Origin of the sequence: Enhygromyxa salina (genome assembly GCF_002994635.1) — a bacterium.
Taxonomy (GTDB): Bacteria; Myxococcota_A; Polyangia; order Nannocystales; family Nannocystaceae; genus Plesiocystis; species Plesiocystis salina_B.
The window spans coordinates 39,258-55,860 of the sequence record NZ_PVNL01000031.1; the positions used below are offsets into that span (position 1 = coordinate 39,258).

The window sequence follows — 16,603 nt, forward strand, 5'->3', positions numbered from 1 at the left end:
GCTCATTGGTTCGCGCAGCGCTCGGCCCAGCGGGGTCGGACCGCGACGACCTCGAGCAACAGCACGCGGACCTCGTGAGGCTCGGCGACCTGGGCGTACGCGGGGTCGACGAATTCCGTGATCACCCGCAGCTCGAACACCTTCGCGAGCGCGGCCGCGATCTGCTCGGGCATTACCAGATACTCCGGCTGGCGCCGAACCAACACGCAGGCCTTGGCCGAGTCGGACTCGGCGTGGGCGATCTCGGCGTCGTTGAGCCCGAGCGCGTCGACGATCGTCATGGTCCGCGGGGTCCGATAGCGCATCGACCCGGCACCCTCGACGGCGATCACCGCGTCGTCGGGCAGCGTCGCGCTGGCGTGTCGAGCAGGATCCCCGTGCAACAGCACGATCCCCCGCTCTTGGGCCCGCTGCAGCGTCTGCGCGGCGGGGATCTGCAGCCCAGTGAGCAGCGCGATCGGTAGCACCAACACCAGCGAGAGCACCCGATGCGTCCTGGTTAACCCCAGCGCAATCACGATAGGGGGGATGGCCGCGAAGATCGCAAAGTACCGGGCCTCGAAGAACAGCACGTCGGGATTGAGCGGACGACTCACGGCCGTGCCAACCATGCCCACCACATACGCAACCACCAGCGCGAGCAGCTGCCAGCGCCGCGTGGTCGGCTGCGCGGGCGCGTGGGTCCGCGGCTCGAGCACGCCCTTGCCCGACAGATCCGTCCACAGCGCGGCAGCGATCAACGCCAGCCCACCGACGCCCGCAAACCACGGCTGCCACGGCAGCACCTGCGCCGACAGATACGCGAGCCCCTCGCCGAGCCCTCCGGTCTGCGCGCCTCCGATCTTCACGTACGCGGTGTTCGGCCACGCCCAGCCGCTGACCAGCTGGCAGTACAGCACCCACGCCCCGAGCCCCAGCGCAGCCCCGAGCGCGGGCGTGGTCCAGCGCAGCGACGCCCGCACGCCCGCCCACGTGCGCGGCCGCCTGCTCAGCTCGACCAGCCCCGCGACCGCGACAAACCCGACCAGACAGCCCAGCACCTCGGGCCGCGCGAGCTCGGCGGCGAAGCCCGTCACGCCCGCCAGCAGCCACTGCTCGCGCAGGCACGCGCGCAGGCACGCGAGCACCAGGCAGGTCGTCAGGGGGACCTCCATGCCGGAGCTGGCCCCCTGCAGCAGCGTTGGCGAGGTCGCACACAAGATCCCAGCCAGCAGCGCGGTCGACATCACGGGGATCGGTCGCTCAATGCTCGCGCGCGCGCTGGCCAGCTCCAGCGCGATCATGCTGGCGAGCCCCGCGGTCGCGGCGTGCAGCAGCGCCCCGAGCAGCTTGACGGGTACGACAGGGTCGGGATCGGTCGGCCACGCGGCCAATAGGGCGACCCACAGCGGGCTCGAGAACCCGGTCTCCCAGCCGCCGGGGTAGTCGCCGGGGTTGTACGACAGACCATCGCCGAGCCGCAGGCTCTTGGCGTAGCTGAGGTGGATCCACGCGTCGTCGAGGCAAAACTCGTGGACGCCCGCGCCCATGAATGCATACGCGATCGCCAACGCCAGCGCGATCACGACGCTGATCCGCGGCGCCCACAGCTCGCGCCGGGGGATCGGCCCGGCCTCGTCCACGTCCGGCTTCGGCCGCTCGCCTGACTCACTCATTGCGCTGCAACACCCGCGATGTCGAGCACGACCTTTCCAAATTGCTCGCGGCGATCGAGGTAGCGATGCGCCTGCGCGGCCTCGGCCAGTGGAAACACCTTGTCGACGACCGGCGACAGCTCGCCCGCGTCGATCAGCTCCGCGATCCGAAACATGCTGGCCTTCGATCCCATCGTCGAGCCAAGGATCTGGATCTGGCGAAAGAACACGTGGCGCAGATCCGTGCGGGCGTCCCAGCCCGACGAGGCCCCGCAGGTCACCACCCGTCCACCGCGGCGGCACAGCTTGATGCTGTGCTCCCACGTGGCCTGGCCGACGTGCTCGAACACCAGATCCACGCCTTTGCGGCCAACCCCGGCCAGGGCCCGAACCTGCTTGGGCCAGTCGTCGTCGCTGCTGCGTACGCACGCGTCGGCGCCCAGCTCTCGGGCCTTGTCGAGCTTGGCGTCGGTGCTGGCCAGCGCGATCACGCGGGCGCCGTGGAGCTTGGCGATCTGCAGCCCCGCCGAGCCGACCCCGCTGCCGGCTGCGTGCAGCAACACGGTCTCGCCGGGCTCGATGCGCCCGCGCACCACCAACATCTGCCAGGCGGTCAGGAACGTCAGCGGGAACGCGGCGGCCTCGACCATCGTCAGTCGCGCGGGCTTGGGCACCAAGTTGACGGCCGGGACCTCGAGCTGCTCACAGTAGCCGCCCGCGCAGCTCTCACCGAGGATGTGGTAGTCCGGGCACAGGTTGTCCCAGCCGCTCAGGCAGGCCTCGCAGCGGCCACACGAGCGCCCGGGATTGACCACGACCTCGGTCCCGACGAGCGCCGCGTCGACGCCCTCGCCGACCTCGCGCACGACCCCCGCGATGTCGCTGCCGAGCACGTGCGGGTAGTCGAGCCGCAGGTTGGGCAGGCCGCCGCGAACCCAGATGTCGAGCCGGTTGACCGCGCAGGCGTGGATCTGCACGACCACGTGACCGGGTCGTGCCCGCGGCGCGGGCCGCTGGGCCACCTTCAGGACCTCGGGGCCGCCGTGTCGCTCGAGGATGATCGCCGTGATCGTGTCGGTCATGCGCCCGGTCGGCATACCACTTTATGGTCCGGACCTGGATTGTCGGCTCGGGCAGAATCCTCGGTCTGGCAACCACACGCGCGATCAGGCGCATCCAGCAACTTGGCCGCTGGCTTGCACTGTTCGGGCACCGAGCGCCGCCTGCCGCCTATTTCTGTGCCAGGCCCCCGTTGGAGCACGCATGCCGTTGCGATCAAACCACGCCCCTCGAAGTCTGTGTCGCAACCGCCTCACACGTAGCCCGTGGGCGGTGCCGCTGCTGTTGCTAATTGCATCCCCGCTCACCCGGGCGCTAGCGATCACCGGGACCCTCGCGTTCGGGACCGGCTGCGGAGGCGCCGGACCGACCGTTGACGAGTGCACACAATGGCACGTCGAGTGCGTCGAGGCCTGCAGCGCAGATGACTTCAATACCTGCCTGTGGACCTGCGAGGCCGAGTACGACGACTGCCTGGACGAGGCAGCCTACGCGAGCGAGCGCCGGGCCGAGAGCGCCGACGCGCTCGCCGAGGCCGGGGTCGCGTGCCTGGCGGTCACCATGTGCACGCTCGAGTCGCTCGGCGACGGCGACGGCGATGGCGACGGCGACGGCGACGACTGGAGCGAGCCCGAGCCCGACGACTGGGGCGAAGACTGGGGCGAGCAGACCCCGGCCGATCAACCCGAGCTCGCGGCCCCGCAGGCGTGGTCCGAGCCGCCCCCAGATCTCCCAGGCGAGCGCTGAAACCCGACGTCTACGGAAAGTCGAACTGCAGCGTCTCGGCGTCGCGGACCAGCGACGAGTATCCGTCGACCAGGGCCTGCACCTCGCTGAGCTTGGGCTTGCGCTGCCCGGCCTTGCGCTGAAACTCGTCGACCAGCGCGTCATACTCCTCGACGTCGTTGGCGAAGGTCTCCATCCAAAACACCTTGTTCGCGGACTCGCGGTCGCGCTGGTAGATCTTCGCGAACTCCGCGGCCGCAGCGTCAAACTTGGCGTGCAGCGGCGCGCACTGCTCGACGCTCGGCGTGGTCTCGTCGGTCATGCAGCGGACCATGGGGCGGACGTGGATCATGACGCTGCGGGCCGCGACCTCGAGCGGCGTTCGGCGAAGCTCGAGCACGCCGAGCAAGATCCGATCGTTCTCGACGTGGCGCAGATCGATCGCCTGCTGCAGCTCTCGATCCGCGTCGAGCCAGGCCTGGTGGTTGACCCGCAGCTGCGGGTCGAGCTCGGTCAGTCGGGCCCAGTCATCGTCGCGCCAGCGCTCGTCGTGGATGTAGCGCTCGAGCTCGCGGGTCAGCTCGGCGTAGCCGCTCGCGTGGCCGACGATGTCGACGGTGCGCTGCTCGATCAGCGGCATCGTGGGCGGCGACTTGGCGGCCTCGATCACCCGCAGGCACGAGCGGAACGTGTTGGCGTCGATCCCCCGCAGGTACACGCCCTCGCGCTTGCGCTTGGGCTTGCCCTCGTCGCTGACCTGATCGGTGTAGCGATCCCAGCTCTCGATCATGACCGAGGCCACGACGTCCCGGCAGACCGAGAACCCCCGCAGCTTGGCGTCGACCCGCTCGGCGTAGTCAGCCGGATCGACCTCGACGGCCTGGTCGGCCGGCTGCTCCTCCTGCGTGATCTCGAACAGGTGGCAGCCCGCCAGCGCGACCACCAGCCCCACCGCGCTCAGCTTCGAGTTGTTGACCCCGCCCACGGGCTCCTAGATCCAGTGCGGGTCCTCGGGGACGATGATCCGAAGGTGGTGGAACAGGTTCTCGACCCGGTAGTGCTGCGCGCTCACGAATTCCTCGCCGTCGATCTGCGAGGGGATCTCGGGCCCAAAGTTGGGCCGGAACATCCGCAGCTCGATCGACTGACCCCGGCGAAACTCCCGACCGCTGAGCCCGACGACCTCGAGATCGTCGTTGGTCACCGGGTTCTTCTTGTGCCGAGAGATCGCAGACATGACCCAGTCGGCGTGGCTGCGGAACGGCAAGACCTCGAACTTGCCGTCGTCGGCGCGCGAGTCCTCGACGAAGATCCACTCGCCGCCGTAGAGGATCGTGCCGTTGACGACCAGATCGGTGAGCCCGACCCACTCGAGGACCTCGCCGTCGACGGTGACCTCGCACGAGAACAGCGAGCCGGTCGGGCCACCCACGACGGACTTGACCATCTGGCTGACCGCGGCGCCCGCGTAGACGAGCTTGTCGCGATACAGCTGCTTGACGAGCGGGACCTTGGCGACCAGCTCGCGGTCGCGGTTGCGCTGGGCCAGGATCCGGGCCGACAGCCCGAACCCGCAGTTGTCGAACCACAGATCCGAGCGGATGACCTCGCCGTCATCGTCGATCGCCTCGATCCGGCCGACGTCCATCCACTGCTCGCAGCCGCCAGCGATCGTCTTGATGTTCTGCTCGAGCGCCCGGGGCCCGGCGCTGATGCCGAACGAGCGGCCCTGATCGTTGGCGGTGCCCATCGGGAGCATGGCGAGGGGCACGTCGACGCCCGAGCGCTCGCGGGCCAAGATGATGCCCTTGGCGGACTCGGCGAAGGTCCCGTCGCCGCCGAGATACACGACCCGCGCGACGTCTTCGCGCTCGATCCGATCAGCGAGGCCGGCGACGGTCTTGCCCTCGGGCAGCGTCGCGAAAAATTCTGGTTCGAGACCGGCGCTGGCCAGACCCTCCATCGCGCGACTGATCGCGCGCTCGGCCTTGCCCGTGCGGGCGGTCGGGTTGGCGACCAAGATGGAAATTCGCGCACTCATGAGCTGGAGCTGGAACGCTCGAAGCGCAGAGGATAGCAGGCAAACTGGCGTCCAAGGCGTTCCGGCGCCCCGCGGTCGTGGCAGGGGCCTCGCCGAGCCAGGCGCCCGTCGGCTGTTCAGGGCCAAACCAGAACGCCGCGGACCAACCGGTCCCCGAGCGCGGCGAGATCTGATAACCCTCTCCCCCATGGCCCCGTCTCCGCGTCTGCATCTCGTCTCGTTCTCGTTGTTGCTTGGCAGCGTCTCGGTTGGCTGGGCCTGCAACAAGCCCGACGTCACGCCGCCCACCGACACCCCGGTCTTGCCAGCTGACGCGGGCGCAGACGACGAGGTCGGCTTCGCCAACCCCGGCGGGATGTGGATGCCGGGGCAGCTCGCGACCGGTGGTCACGCGGAGATCCTCGAGTCACTCGGGCTCGAGTACGATCCGGCGGCGCTGACCCAGCCGACCGAATTTCCGCTCGGGGCGATCGTCAGCCTGGGCGGGTGCTCGGCGTCATTCGTCAGCCCCGACGGGCTGATCATCACCAACCACCACTGCGTGATCGGGGCGCTCGCCCGCAACAGCAGCAAGGACGAGAACCTGATCGAGGACGGGTTCTTGGCCATGACCCGCGAGCAGGAGCGCTGGGCCGGGCCCAACCAGCGGGTGTTCGTGACCTCCTCGTTCACCGACGTGACCGACCAAGTGCTCACCGGGCTCGACGAGATCGAGGATCCCGAGGCGCGCTGGGACGAGATGCAGTCCCGCCGCCGCAACCTGGCCAAGGCCTGCGAGGCCGCCAAGCAGGACGTGAGCTGTCACGTGGCGTCGTACTTCGAGGGCGCGCAGTTCTTTCAGATCGAGCAGCTGGCGCTGCGAGACATCCGCCTGGTCCACGCGCCCGACGCCGGGATCGGGGTGTTCGGCGGCGAGATCGACAACTGGCGCTGGCCCCGTCACACCGGGGACTACTCGTTCTACCGGGCCTATGTCGGACCCGACGGCAAGCCGGCTGACCACGCCGCGGACAACGTGCCGTACAAGCCCAAGCACTTCTTGAAGGTCGCGACCGGCGATCTCGACGAGGGCGACTTCGTGATGGTCGCGGGCTACCCCGGGCGGACCTCGCGGCTCAAGACCGCCGCCGAGGTCGAGGACGCCACGACCTGGGCCTACCCGCACCGGATCGCTCGCTATGAGCAGTACCTCGCGGCGCTCGAGGCCGCGGTGGGCGACGACCCGACCCTGGCGATCAAGGCCAACCCGCGCGTGCGGGGTCTGTCGAACGGCCTGACCAACGCCAAGGGCATGCTGGACGGGCTCGGCAAGGGCGGGCTGGCGGAGACCCGCAAGGCCCAGGAGGCCGAGCTGCAGATGTGGATCGACGCCGACGCCCAGCGCAAGGCGGCCTACGGCGGCGTGCTCGCCGAGCTCGCGGCGCTCGACGAGGGCGCCAAGGCCACCCGCGAGACCGACGCTTCGTTCGCCGAGCTGCAGCGGACCTCGTCGCTGCTCGCCCGCGCGCAGATGATCCTCGCCGCCGCCAAGCAGCGTGAGAAGGGGGAGGGGCCCTCGGCCGAGGATCTCGCCGAGGCCAAGATCGATCTCGAGGAGGAACAAAACGGCTACGCCCGCGAGATCGATCGCGCGGTCGTGCAGCTCAACCTGACCCGCGCCGCGGCGCTCCCGGCCGCGCAGCGGCCCGCGGCCCTGAAGTTGTTCGTCGCCGCTGACGTGCTCGACGCCGCGACGATCACCAAGGCGATCGACAAGCTCTACGCCAAGACCAAGCTCGAGGATCCCAAGAAGGTGCTCGAGCTGTACGAGTCCGCCAAGCTCGGGCAGCTCGAGCGCAGCAAGGATCCCTTCATCGTCCTGGCGATCGCGCTCGCGCCGTTGATCGAGGCCGACGACAAGCTGCAGGCCGAGCGGGCCGGCAAGCTCGCCGTGCTGCGTCCGCGCTACATCGCCGCGCTGCGCGAGTTCGCGGCCAGCAACGGCGAGATCTTGGCGCCCGACGCCAACTCGACCCTGCGGATCACCTACGGGACCGTGCGCGGCTACAGCTCCGGGGGCAACGACTACACCCCGTTCACCACGGTCAGCCAGATGCTGGCCAAGCACACCGGGGAGGAGCCCTTCGATCTGCCCGAGCGCGCCCGCACGGCGATCGAGGCCGGCAACTTTGGGCCCTACGTCGACCCCGAGCTCGACGAACTGCCGATCGACTTCCTCGCCGATCTCGACATCACGGGGGGCAACTCGGGCTCGCCCACGCTCAACGCCCGCGGTGAGCTGATCGGGCTGGTGTTCGACGGCAACTACGAAGCCATGGCCTCGGACTGGGTGTTCATGCCGGAGATCACCCGCTCGATCCACGTCGACATTCGCTCGGTGCTGTGGGTGATGGACGCGGTCGATGGCGCCGACCACCTGCTCGCCGAGATGGGCGTCACGGGCTCGATCTGAGCCCGGCGGGTATCAACCTAGAAGCCCCCAGCTCGGGGACGACCCCAATTGACGACCCCAATTCAAAAGGCCCGCGCTGGGTAGCGCGGGCCTCTTGTTGGTGGTCGCAGGACGCTCATGCGTCTGACAGGACGACCATGGCCTCTTCGAAGGCCGTGTCGCGATCTTTGACCTTGGTCCGCTTGATCGCGCGCTTGAGCGCGGCCTCGCAGTCCTTGTCGGTGAGCGCTTCTTTCATGTCCATCAGGATCTCGAGGACGGAGTCATCACCCACGTTGTAGATGGCCTCGTCGTCCCACATGAACACGTCTTCGAGCGCCTTCGCGTAGCCGCCGACGGAGCCATCGGTCTTGTCGTTGATCCGGCGTTCGCGGATCGCTTCTTTCTTCTGCGTGCGGCCGATCTCGCGGGCAATTCGTTCTTGATCGGTGCGTTTCATGGGAATTCTCCTCGCTGGGGGTTGTTGTGGGCGCTCGCGGTGAAGCGGCGCTGGCTGCTGCGAGTGCAACGACAGCCCGCGGCCATCCCGGGGCGCTTGCGCCAGCGTCTTGACCTGAGAGTCGACGACGCGGGCGCTGCGAGGCAGTGTTTAAGGGCAACCGGCGTGTCTGTCCAGCACCACGCGCAGACACCGTGGCGGCCGGTCAGCCAGTCAGTGGCCGCGATGGCTAGCTGCACGCACCGCGGCCCACGCCTCGAGCCGAACCCGTGGACCACGGGAGTCGATCCGGGTTTTGAACTGCGAGCAAAGTCGCATCGGGCGGTGGGAGATCCATGCCTGGTCGCAGACCCATTGTGGCGACCTCGAATCACGGTTGTTTGCCGCCCCTCCCTGGGGCCAATGATGCTGCGCGCGCACAAATAGCCTCACGGCGCGCAGCGACCGAACCCAAACCCGACCGTCAGCGACATGTACGACCTACGTCGGAGCTCCAGCGTCTGTGATGACTCGCACGTCCGTGCCTGCCGCCGCGGCTCGCTCTGTGACCAGTAGCGCGAGCGCTACTGTCTGGATTGCTGGACCATTGCCGGGTAGGGTCTTGGTGCCGCACTTTCGAGCAGTCTGAGGGTGGGGCATGAGAAGATTAGCCGCGCGGTCGCGTGCGAACTCACGACGAGTGAACTTCATGGCCAACGAATCGAGCAACGAGTCAAGCCTGTTTCCCAGCAGCGACGTCGAGGTCGAGAAGGAGGACTCTGGCCTGATGGACATCATGGCCGTCGCGGCCAAGATCAAAGAGTCCGACGACGGCGACATCGATGAATCGGACATGAGCCCCGGCGACTCGGGCCTGATCTTGTTCACGGCTGGCGATGACGAGCCCAGCGCGGGCGTCCAAGACGACGACGAGCTGTTCGGAAGCTTCGCCGGGGGACTGGGCGCCGGGTTTGGTCCGGCGACCGATCCCCTGGTGGGGAGTTCTGCCTCGTCGCTCGGGGCGGTGTCCGAGCCCAGCGTCGCGTCGGCGACCCCCGGGGTCGCGGCGGCCAAGCCGGCCGAGTCCAAGCGAAGCCCGCTGGTGTTCGTCGCCCTGTTGCTCGGGCTGGGTCTGGTCGGTGGTGGGATCGTGCTGATGAACCAGAACCGCGAGACGGAGCAGCCCCAGGCCAAGGCCGAGCTCCCGGCGACCGAGGGCGACGCCGCCGTCGGCAAGGCCGAGCCGGATCCCGCGGCCGAGCAGGCAAACGCTTCTGCCGGGGCGGGCGCGGTCGAGCCAGAGCCGGCGCCGGAGCCCGAGCTCGAAGGCGAGACCGAGGGCTTGGTGCTCGAGGGCGAGACCGAGGGCCTCGGCCTGCTCGCGGACGGCGACGATCCCATGGGCATGCGCGAGGGCCTGCTCGAGAGCGACGGCACCAACGGGGTCGCCAAGGTCGGCAAGTGGGATCAGGGCAAGAGCAGCCCCAAGCCGACCCCAGTCGCGTCCGACCCCACCCCCGATCCCGATCCCGATCCAGAGCCCGACATCGATCCGCTGCCCGAGCCCAAGCCCAAGGGCGGCAAGGTCAGCGAGGAAGACGTCGACTGCCTGCTCAACCCCGACCTCGCCAAGTGTCAGGGCGGCTCGGCCCCGAAGCCCAAGAACGAAGAGGTGCTCGCGCCCAAGCTGCCCGAGAAGCTCAGCGCCGCGCAGCTGCGGCAGGGCTTCAACAAGATCAAGGCGAAGGCCAAGGTCTGCGGGCTCAAGCACAACGGACCGTCGGGGACCTCGGTCAAGATTCACGTCTCGATCCAGGGCTCGACGGGCACGGTCGACTCGGTCAAGGCGCTCGGTGAGCACGCTGGCACCCCGCTCGGAAACTGTGTCGAGGACACGGTCAAGGCCGCCCAGTTCGAGCAGTTCAAGACGCCGTCGATGGGCATCGACTATCCCGTGATCATGTAGACCCGGGCCCGGGTTTACCGGGCCTCCTCACAAGATGAGCTTGGCCAGCCGGCTGGCCTGATTGACCGTCTGGGCGAAGCGGGGCTGCCACTCGCCCGCCTGGATCGCGTCGAGCTGGGCCTTGGCGGCGTCGTCGTGACCGGTGGCGAGCAGGTTCTGGGCGCGGCGCAGCCGGTGGGTTGGATCCGTGGGCTCGACGGCGATCGCTCGGGCCCAGACCTGATCGGCGCGGGTCAGATCCCCGCCGTGCTCGAGCGCGTTGGCGACCCAGGCCAGCGCCTCGCCCTCCGCCGCGTGTCGGTCGAGGGTGCTCGACAGGTGCCGCCACGCCTCGTCATCGTGGTCGTGGTCGTGGCCGAGGGACCACAGCAGCTGGGCGCACTGAAGATCGATCTCGGGGTTGTCGGGATCCTGCAGGCGCCAGCGATCGGCGACGGCGAGCGCGGCGTCGAGCGCGGCGCGCCGCGAGCTGGCGTCGGCGCTCAGGGGCTGGGCGAGGCGGCCGCGCAGCTCGAGCAGGCGAGCAAACCCGGCGCGCAGATCGGCGAGGCTCAGGCCCTCGTCGAGCACGGTGACCAGGGCCCGCTCGAGCTGGGTCGCGGCCTCGTCGAGGTGGCCCTGCTGCTCGGCCAGCATCGACGCGCGCAGCAGCACGGCGGGGCTGTCGTTGATGCCCTCGAGCGCGAGCACGCTGCGCAGCACGGCGGCAGCCTCGCTGGTGTGGCCGCGGGCGACCAGCGCGTCGAACAGCGCCAGCGCGGGGCCGGGATCTAGCTGGGTCGGATCGAGGCTGGCGATCACGCGCTGGATCTCGTCGACGCGACCGAGCTGCTGCGCGCTGTTGAGCAGCTGGATCGCCAGCCGCGGATCGCCCGACTCGATCACGCGCTCGCGCAGCCGCGTCCACGTGAGCTGCCAGCCGGCCTCGCCGAGCGCCTGGGTCATCGCCCACTGCACGCTCGAGTCGATGATCGGCACGGCGTGATCGGCCTGGGCGGTGGTGAAGCTGCGCTGGAACAGGACCCCGGCCTCGTCGTAGTGCCCAGCTTGATACTGGGCGAGGGCGGCCTGGTGCAGGGCGATGTACTTGAAGCGATTGTCCTGAGCGGCCAACGCGACCCACGCGGCGGTCTTGCGCGCGGAGTGGGACCACCAGCGATTGCTCAGCTGCATGGTCGCAACATAGGCGTGGGTCGGGTGCTGGTAGTCGCGCAAGAACGCCTCGAGCTGACGCAGGCTCGCGTCGCCGGGCCGGCCCTCGGCCTCGAACAAGAGCGCGCGATAGCTCGCCATGAAGCCGATCGGGGTCCCGCGCAGCTCCTCGTCGCGGGCCAGCTTGCGCAGCGCTTGGGCGCCGCTGCGGCCCAGGACACCGGCTGCGACATAGGCGGGGATCGGGCCGTCATCGGCGGCGTCGAGCGTGGCCTTGCGTCGCTTGGGGTCGGCGATCCGCAAGCTCGCGCCAGCCAGGACCAGCTCGCCCGGGAGCACCCGGCCCGCGTGGTCGCGCAGCGCCTCGAGCACCGCGAGCTCGCTGCGCTCGTCGTCGAGCGCGGCGTAGCCAGCCAGGCGCTGGTGCTGAAGCTCGATCCACGCGGCGTCACCGGGCGTGTGCGAGGCGAGGGCGCGCTCGAGATCGGCGGGGCTGGGCAGCGGCAGGTTGACCTCGGTGGCTTGCGGGGCGGCGACCGTGGCGATCACCTGCGCTGGGCCCACGCGCCTGAGCACCCGCTCGTCGCCGCCGAGTCGCAGCCGCACGCCCGCGTCCGTCCACTCGAACTCGGTGGTCGAGCTGACGCGCTCGCCCACGTGAACCCGCAGCGCGATCACCCGATGCTGAGCGTCGAGCTCGACCTCCAGCCACGCGCCGTCGAGATCTGGCCCGGTGGCGATCGGTCGCAGCGTCAGCGCGAGCGGGCCGCTGCGCTCGACCGTATAGAAGTACGCCAGGTGCTCGGCGCTGGGGATCATCCACGGAACCCACTCGCCCAGCAGCGCGGGCGAGGTCGGTCCCACGGCCCGCGCGACCGAGAGCCCCAGCTCCGGGTAGTCGGCGCGCAGCTGCTCGCCGTCGTAGATCACCCGCTCGTCCAGGAACCCCCAGCGCTCGCTGACCACGGCGAACCGTCCGTCGGCGTCGATGTCGAGCGTGCCGCCCTCGGGCAGCTCGTAGCGCGCGTTGGCCTGGGCCCGCCGCGCGGCGGCGATCAGCTCGGCGGCCGGATCGCTGACGTGGCCGTGGGCGCCGTCGAGACCGCTGAGCAGCAGCTGCTCGCGGGCGAGGTCGAACGGCTCTTCGAACAGCGCGGGGACCAGCTCGCCCAGATCGTCGAGGCGCGGGTCGGTGGTGTAGTGCCGGGCCCGTGGCCACGGCTGGCTGCTGGCCCAGGGGCTCGCGTGCCCGCGCGAGCGCCCCCCGGTGACCACCGTCGACGCAAACCGGCTGTCGGCCAGGTCGACGCGGAAGCTGCTCAGACCTCGTTGCAGCTGCGAGTTGGCGCCGGTCGACCACTGCGCTGATTCACCGCCGCGGGTGACGAAGCTCGCGGAGCGCTGGCGCCTCTCGGTGCGCTTCAAGTCGATGGGCCGGGTCGTGATCCGGGTGCCGCGACCGCCGAAGCCGGCGCGATCGTCCGCGCCCTCACCGATCAATCCGATTGAGCCCATGGGTCCCAGGCCGCTCGCGCGCTCGCCAGCGAGCCCAAACCCAAACCCGCCGCCGCCGCGTCCGGTGCCGACCAAGCCGAGGCCGTCGATCCCGAAGCTCTGGCTGCTGGCCAGCGGCACCGTTGGGGTGGAGCCCGACCACGCCGCGCCGGGGTCGACCAGCATCTGGACAGGCGTGCGGACCACGTACTGGCCGTGACCGGCCTCGCTGCGCCGGCCTTCGCGGACGACCTCGATCTTGTCTGGCGCGCTGTAGTGGGCCCAGCCTCGCTCCGCGGGGCGGTGGACCGCGAAGTCTCGATACATCTGCTCGCTCTCGAGCACCAACAGCGACGTCGTGGGCGTGACCAGGAAGTGGGCGAGGCCCAGCTCGGTGATCTCTTCGGCGTGCTGCTCGACGCCGGCCTCGGTCAACGCCGCGACGTGGGCTCGCGCCCACGCTCGCGGGATCCAGCCGGCGTCCGTCGACTCGGGCGAGGCGGGGAGCTCGACGCGCTCGCGCCACTCGTAATCGCCCACGCGTCCGCGCAGCTCGACCGCGACCGGATCCGGATCGTTGGCCGCCAGCTCCGAGACCAGCTCGAGGGTCTCGCCCTCGGCCAGCGCGCGGGCGCTGGCGTGGGTGCGGTCCGCGGCGATCACCTGGCCACTCGCGTCGACCAGCGTGGCCTGCAGATCGAGCACGCGCGCCGTCGCGAGGGTCGTGAGCAGCTCGAGCGCGCGCCACGACACCGACTCGCCCTCGTCCACGTGGACGTGCAGACCAGAGCCCGCCGCGGCGAGTCGCGCGAGCGCGGGCTCGTCGTACGCTGGGCCGAAGCTGACCCCGACGAACGAGGCGGCGCCGCCGAGTCGGCGCGCGAGCGAGTCGACACCTGGGGCCTCGGAGTCGACGGACAGCTGCTGCCCGAGCCCATCGCCGAGATACAGGATCGTGGGCACGCGCGCGCGCTTGTCATCGGCGGGGGTGTCCGCGGCGGCCAGGCGCGCGAGCCCGGCGTCGAGCGCTGCGCTGAGATCCGTGGCGCCGAGCCCCGCCCTGGTCGTGCGGGTCAAGAACGCCTCGAGGGCCGGGCGGTCGAGCGACGCCACCTGCTCGAGCTCGGCCGAGGCCCACTGCAGCCGGGTGTCGAAGCCGAGCACGCTGAGCCGATCGCTGCCGTCGAGGTGCTCGAGCAGCGCGAGCAAGAACCGACGCTGGGCCTCGAGCTCCGCAGCCCCGCGCGAGGCCGACGTGTCGAACAGCACGACCCAGTCGCGGGCGGGCGCGGCGGTGGCCTGCGCAGCGTGCTCGATCGAGCGCAGCTGCGGACGCAGGCGCAGACCCAGGTGCCGTCGTTGATCAGCGTGCTCGAACCGGTGGTGCTCGATCTTCGGGGCCGCGCGCCCAGGGTCGCCCGCGGCCAGGTTGGCCACGATGTCGGCCCCGATCGTGTGATCGCTGGCCTGGAACTGGGCGACGAGATCCTGGCCGTCCTCGCTCAGCTCGAACGCGTGATGGCGCGACTCGAACGCCCGCCCGGCGCCTCCGACCACCCGAATCCGGTAGTTCACGGCGCCGACCGGGAGATCCAGCTCGGGGATCGGCACCCGCAGCGTGCCCTCGCCGTAGAGCTCGTCGAGCGCCGCCGTGTACGACAGCAGCACCCGCTTCTCGGTCCGAGCGGGGAGGGGAAAGATGCGGATCTGAAACAGGTTGCCCTGCATCCACTCGAGCAGCGCCGGATCGCGGCGGCGGTGCACGATCTGCTCGTAGATGTCGCGGCCGCGCTCGCGCTGCACGACCCCGGCCTCCATCCGCTCGCCGTCCACGTACATGGCCAGCCGCGAGATCGCGGCGCGCGGCGGCAGCGGGAATTGATAGACGCCCTCGAGGTCGCGCTCGAGGTGGTTGAAGAAGGTCTGGTCGATGGTCGTGCGCACGTGGCCGTCCTCCACGTGCACGTCGACGGTCAGCTCGCGGACCGGCAGCGGCCACTCGGGGCTGCGGTGGGTCTGCCCGGTCCAGCGGGGCACGCGAGCGATCAGGTTGCCGCGCCGCACGGGCTCGACCCCGGCTTCGGGTGTCAGCAGCTCGCGGGCCCAGTCGATCTCGAAGCTCAGCCGCCGTCCGGCGATCCGGGCGGGCTCGGCCTCACTGCGCAACAACGCCTGGTCACCCGCGCGCAGCACCAGCGCACTCGCGGCGCCCAGTGTCTCGATGCTGGCCTGGCCGTGAAACACCGCGGCGAGGGTCTCGATCGCGTCGCTGCGCAGCAACACGCGGGTCCCCAGCACCGAGGCGCGGCCCTGCGCCGTCTCGACGAGCAGCGGGTTGACGTCCGCGCGCACGTCGAGCAGCACCTCGCCCTCGACCAGGCGCAGGTGTCGGGGCGCGAGCTCGACCAGCTCGGTGCCGCTGCGCAGCAGCGCCCGGCTTCCGTCGGCCAACATCACCTCGCGCGCGTCGAGGCCGTGGTTCTCGTAGGTGGCGATCAGCGAGGCCTCGCCGTGATCGACGAGGCGCTGGCCCAGGCCCAGGACCCACGCGAGCAAGACCGCGGCCGCGAGCGAGATGAAGATCGTGGCCGCGCCGACACGCCGCCGCTTCACGCCCCGCGTCAGCGGGATCGGGCCACCCAGGTTGTTCTGGGGGTCTGGCTGGGGGTCTGGCTGGGGGTCTGGCTGGGCGGCGCCAGCCGATCGCAGGTGCGCCAGCATCCGCGCGCGCGCCTCGGTCGGAACCTCCGGTCGGCGCTGCACCTGGTTGAGCAGGCGCTCGATGTTGGCGTCGAGGACAGCGTCGTCTTGCGGGTCGGGTCGCTCATGCTCGGACATCTGGAAGCTCCTGTTCACCAAAGGCAGTGGCCAGCGCCGCGAAGGCGTCGCGGAAGGCCCGGCGCGCCCGCGCCAACATCGACTTGGCCGCGGCCTCGCTGCACGCGAAGCTGGCCGCCAACTCGCGGATGCTCTCGCCGCGCAGGTACTTGCGCTCGAGCGCGTCGCGGTAGTCGTCGGGCAGGTTCGCGATCGTCATCTGCACGAGATCGCGGGTTTCTTCGCGAGCGAGGACCTCGTCGCCGAGCGGCGCGCGGTCCAAGCTCTGAAAGATCTGGACGAGCGTGGCGTCGACCCGCTCCCAGGTCTCACTCAGCTCCCGGCTGCGGGCAGACGTTCGCAGCTGCGCGCGGATCAGGTTGCGCGACAGCCCGCACAGCCACCCGCCAAACGACCCGCGCGCGGGGTCGAAGTCTTCACCGCGCTCGAGCGCGCGCAGGAAGGTGTCTTGCACGACGTCCTCGCACACCGCGGGATCACGGGCGACTCGGTAGAACACGAATGACCACAGTCCGTCGACGTGGGCCTCGTAGAGCTCGCCGAGCGCGGACTCATCGCCCGCGCGGGCGCGGCTCAGTCGCTGCGCGTCCGCGCGACGACCCCCGGTCATGTCGACCCTTGTCGAGCGAGTGGTTGATTGACGCTTCGCGACATCGGTGATCCTCAGACGGGCTGCTCGGGGGATGCGACCGCTCCCCCACGACGGCTGTCTCGCCGCAGGCGGGTCAGATTCCTGCCCGCGCTGATACATGTCAGCTCGTCGAGCCGAGGTGTCGCCGCGAAACGAAATAGTATGAGAAAAGCGCGCAGCGATCCGGACTGG

Annotated in this window: 10 protein-coding genes; 3 read left to right on the plus strand and 7 right to left on the minus strand. The window is 70.0% G+C overall.

The annotated features are described in order from the left end of the window. Positions 1-2: 2 nt before the first annotated feature. Together ENSA7_RS06415 and ENSA7_RS06420 are read right to left on the minus strand one after the other, a co-directional pair. Entirely contained in the window at positions 3-1,655 is a 1,653-nt protein-coding gene (locus tag ENSA7_RS06415; RefSeq protein ID WP_106088319.1) for a DUF8728 domain-containing protein, read from the minus strand. Then, complete coding sequence (locus ENSA7_RS06420) at positions 1,652-2,716, minus strand: zinc-binding dehydrogenase (RefSeq protein WP_244923726.1); 1,065 nt, start codon at positions 2,714-2,716, stop codon at positions 1,652-1,654. Before ENSA7_RS06420 ends, ENSA7_RS06415 begins: the two co-directional genes overlap by 4 nt. Before the next feature lie 250 nt (positions 2,717-2,966). On the opposite strand from ENSA7_RS06420, the gene ENSA7_RS06425 reads away from it, so the two are divergent. After that, positions 2,967-3,440 (plus strand): hypothetical protein, encoded by a 474-nt coding sequence (locus tag ENSA7_RS06425; protein WP_106088320.1) that lies wholly within the window; start codon positions 2,967-2,969, stop codon positions 3,438-3,440. Positions 3,441-3,450: 10 nt separating this feature from the next. Here ENSA7_RS06425 and ENSA7_RS06430 read toward each other — a convergent pair whose 3' ends face one another. Both ENSA7_RS06430 and ENSA7_RS06435 read right to left on the minus strand, forming a co-directional pair. Then, a complete protein-coding gene (locus ENSA7_RS06430; RefSeq protein WP_106088321.1) occupies positions 3,451-4,404 on the minus strand; it encodes a DUF3829 domain-containing protein in 954 nt (317 codons plus the stop codon). A 6-nt stretch (positions 4,405-4,410) separates the two neighbouring features. Further along, a complete protein-coding gene (locus tag ENSA7_RS06435; protein ID WP_181233288.1) occupies positions 4,411-5,460 on the minus strand; it encodes a diacylglycerol/lipid kinase family protein in 1,050 nt (349 codons plus the stop codon). A gap of 187 nt (positions 5,461-5,647) precedes the next feature. Between ENSA7_RS06435 and ENSA7_RS06440 the strand changes: the two genes are divergently transcribed. After that, a complete protein-coding gene (locus ENSA7_RS06440) occupies positions 5,648-7,912 on the plus strand; it encodes a S46 family peptidase (protein ID WP_181233290.1) in 2,265 nt (754 codons plus the stop codon). A 115-nt stretch (positions 7,913-8,027) separates the two neighbouring features. Here the strand turns inward: ENSA7_RS06440 and ENSA7_RS06445 are convergent, their stop codons facing one another. Beyond that, on the minus strand, positions 8,028-8,351 hold the full coding sequence (locus ENSA7_RS06445) for an LB_289 family protein (RefSeq protein ID WP_106088323.1): 324 nt from the start codon (positions 8,349-8,351) through the stop codon (positions 8,028-8,030). Between the two features lie 688 nt (positions 8,352-9,039). On the opposite strand from ENSA7_RS06445, the gene ENSA7_RS06450 reads away from it, so the two are divergent. Further along, positions 9,040-10,296, plus strand: a complete 1,257-nt coding sequence (locus tag ENSA7_RS06450; RefSeq protein ID WP_146157405.1) for a hypothetical protein — start codon at positions 9,040-9,042, stop codon at positions 10,294-10,296. A 27-nt stretch (positions 10,297-10,323) separates the two neighbouring features. On the opposite strand, the gene ENSA7_RS06455 is transcribed toward ENSA7_RS06450, so the two are convergent. Both ENSA7_RS06455 and ENSA7_RS06460 read right to left on the minus strand, forming a co-directional pair. Beyond that, positions 10,324-15,780, minus strand: a complete 5,457-nt coding sequence (locus tag ENSA7_RS06455) for a VIT domain-containing protein (RefSeq protein ID WP_146157406.1) — start codon at positions 15,778-15,780, stop codon at positions 10,324-10,326. Then, positions 15,767-16,390: an RNA polymerase sigma factor gene (locus ENSA7_RS06460; RefSeq protein WP_181233292.1), complete on the minus strand. Its 624-nt coding sequence runs from the start codon at positions 16,388-16,390 to the stop codon at positions 15,767-15,769. Before ENSA7_RS06460 ends, ENSA7_RS06455 begins: the two co-directional genes overlap by 14 nt. Between the last annotated feature and the right edge of the window lie 213 nt (positions 16,391-16,603).

Coding starts and splice junctions, on each gene's coding strand:
- ENSA7_RS06415 (WP_106088319.1), bottom strand. CDS start 1,655: ATGAGTGAGTCAGGCGAGCGGCCGAAGCCGGACGTGGACGAGGCCGGG.
- ENSA7_RS06435 (WP_181233288.1), bottom strand. CDS start 5,460: ATGAGTGCGCGAATTTCCATCTTGGTCGCCAACCCGACCGCCCGCACG.
- ENSA7_RS06420 (WP_244923726.1), bottom strand. CDS start 2,716: ATGACCGACACGATCACGGCGATCATCCTCGAGCGACACGGCGGCCCC.
- ENSA7_RS06450 (WP_146157405.1), top strand. CDS start 9,040: ATGGCCAACGAATCGAGCAACGAGTCAAGCCTGTTTCCCAGCAGCGAC.
- ENSA7_RS06445 (WP_106088323.1), bottom strand. CDS start 8,351: ATGAAACGCACCGATCAAGAACGAATTGCCCGCGAGATCGGCCGCACG.
- ENSA7_RS06455 (WP_146157406.1), bottom strand. CDS start 15,780: ATGTCCGAGCATGAGCGACCCGACCCGCAAGACGACGCTGTCCTCGAC.
- ENSA7_RS06460 (WP_181233292.1), bottom strand. CDS start 16,390: ATGACCGGGGGTCGTCGCGCGGACGCGCAGCGACTGAGCCGCGCCCGC.
- ENSA7_RS06440 (WP_181233290.1), top strand. CDS start 5,648: ATGGCCCCGTCTCCGCGTCTGCATCTCGTCTCGTTCTCGTTGTTGCTT.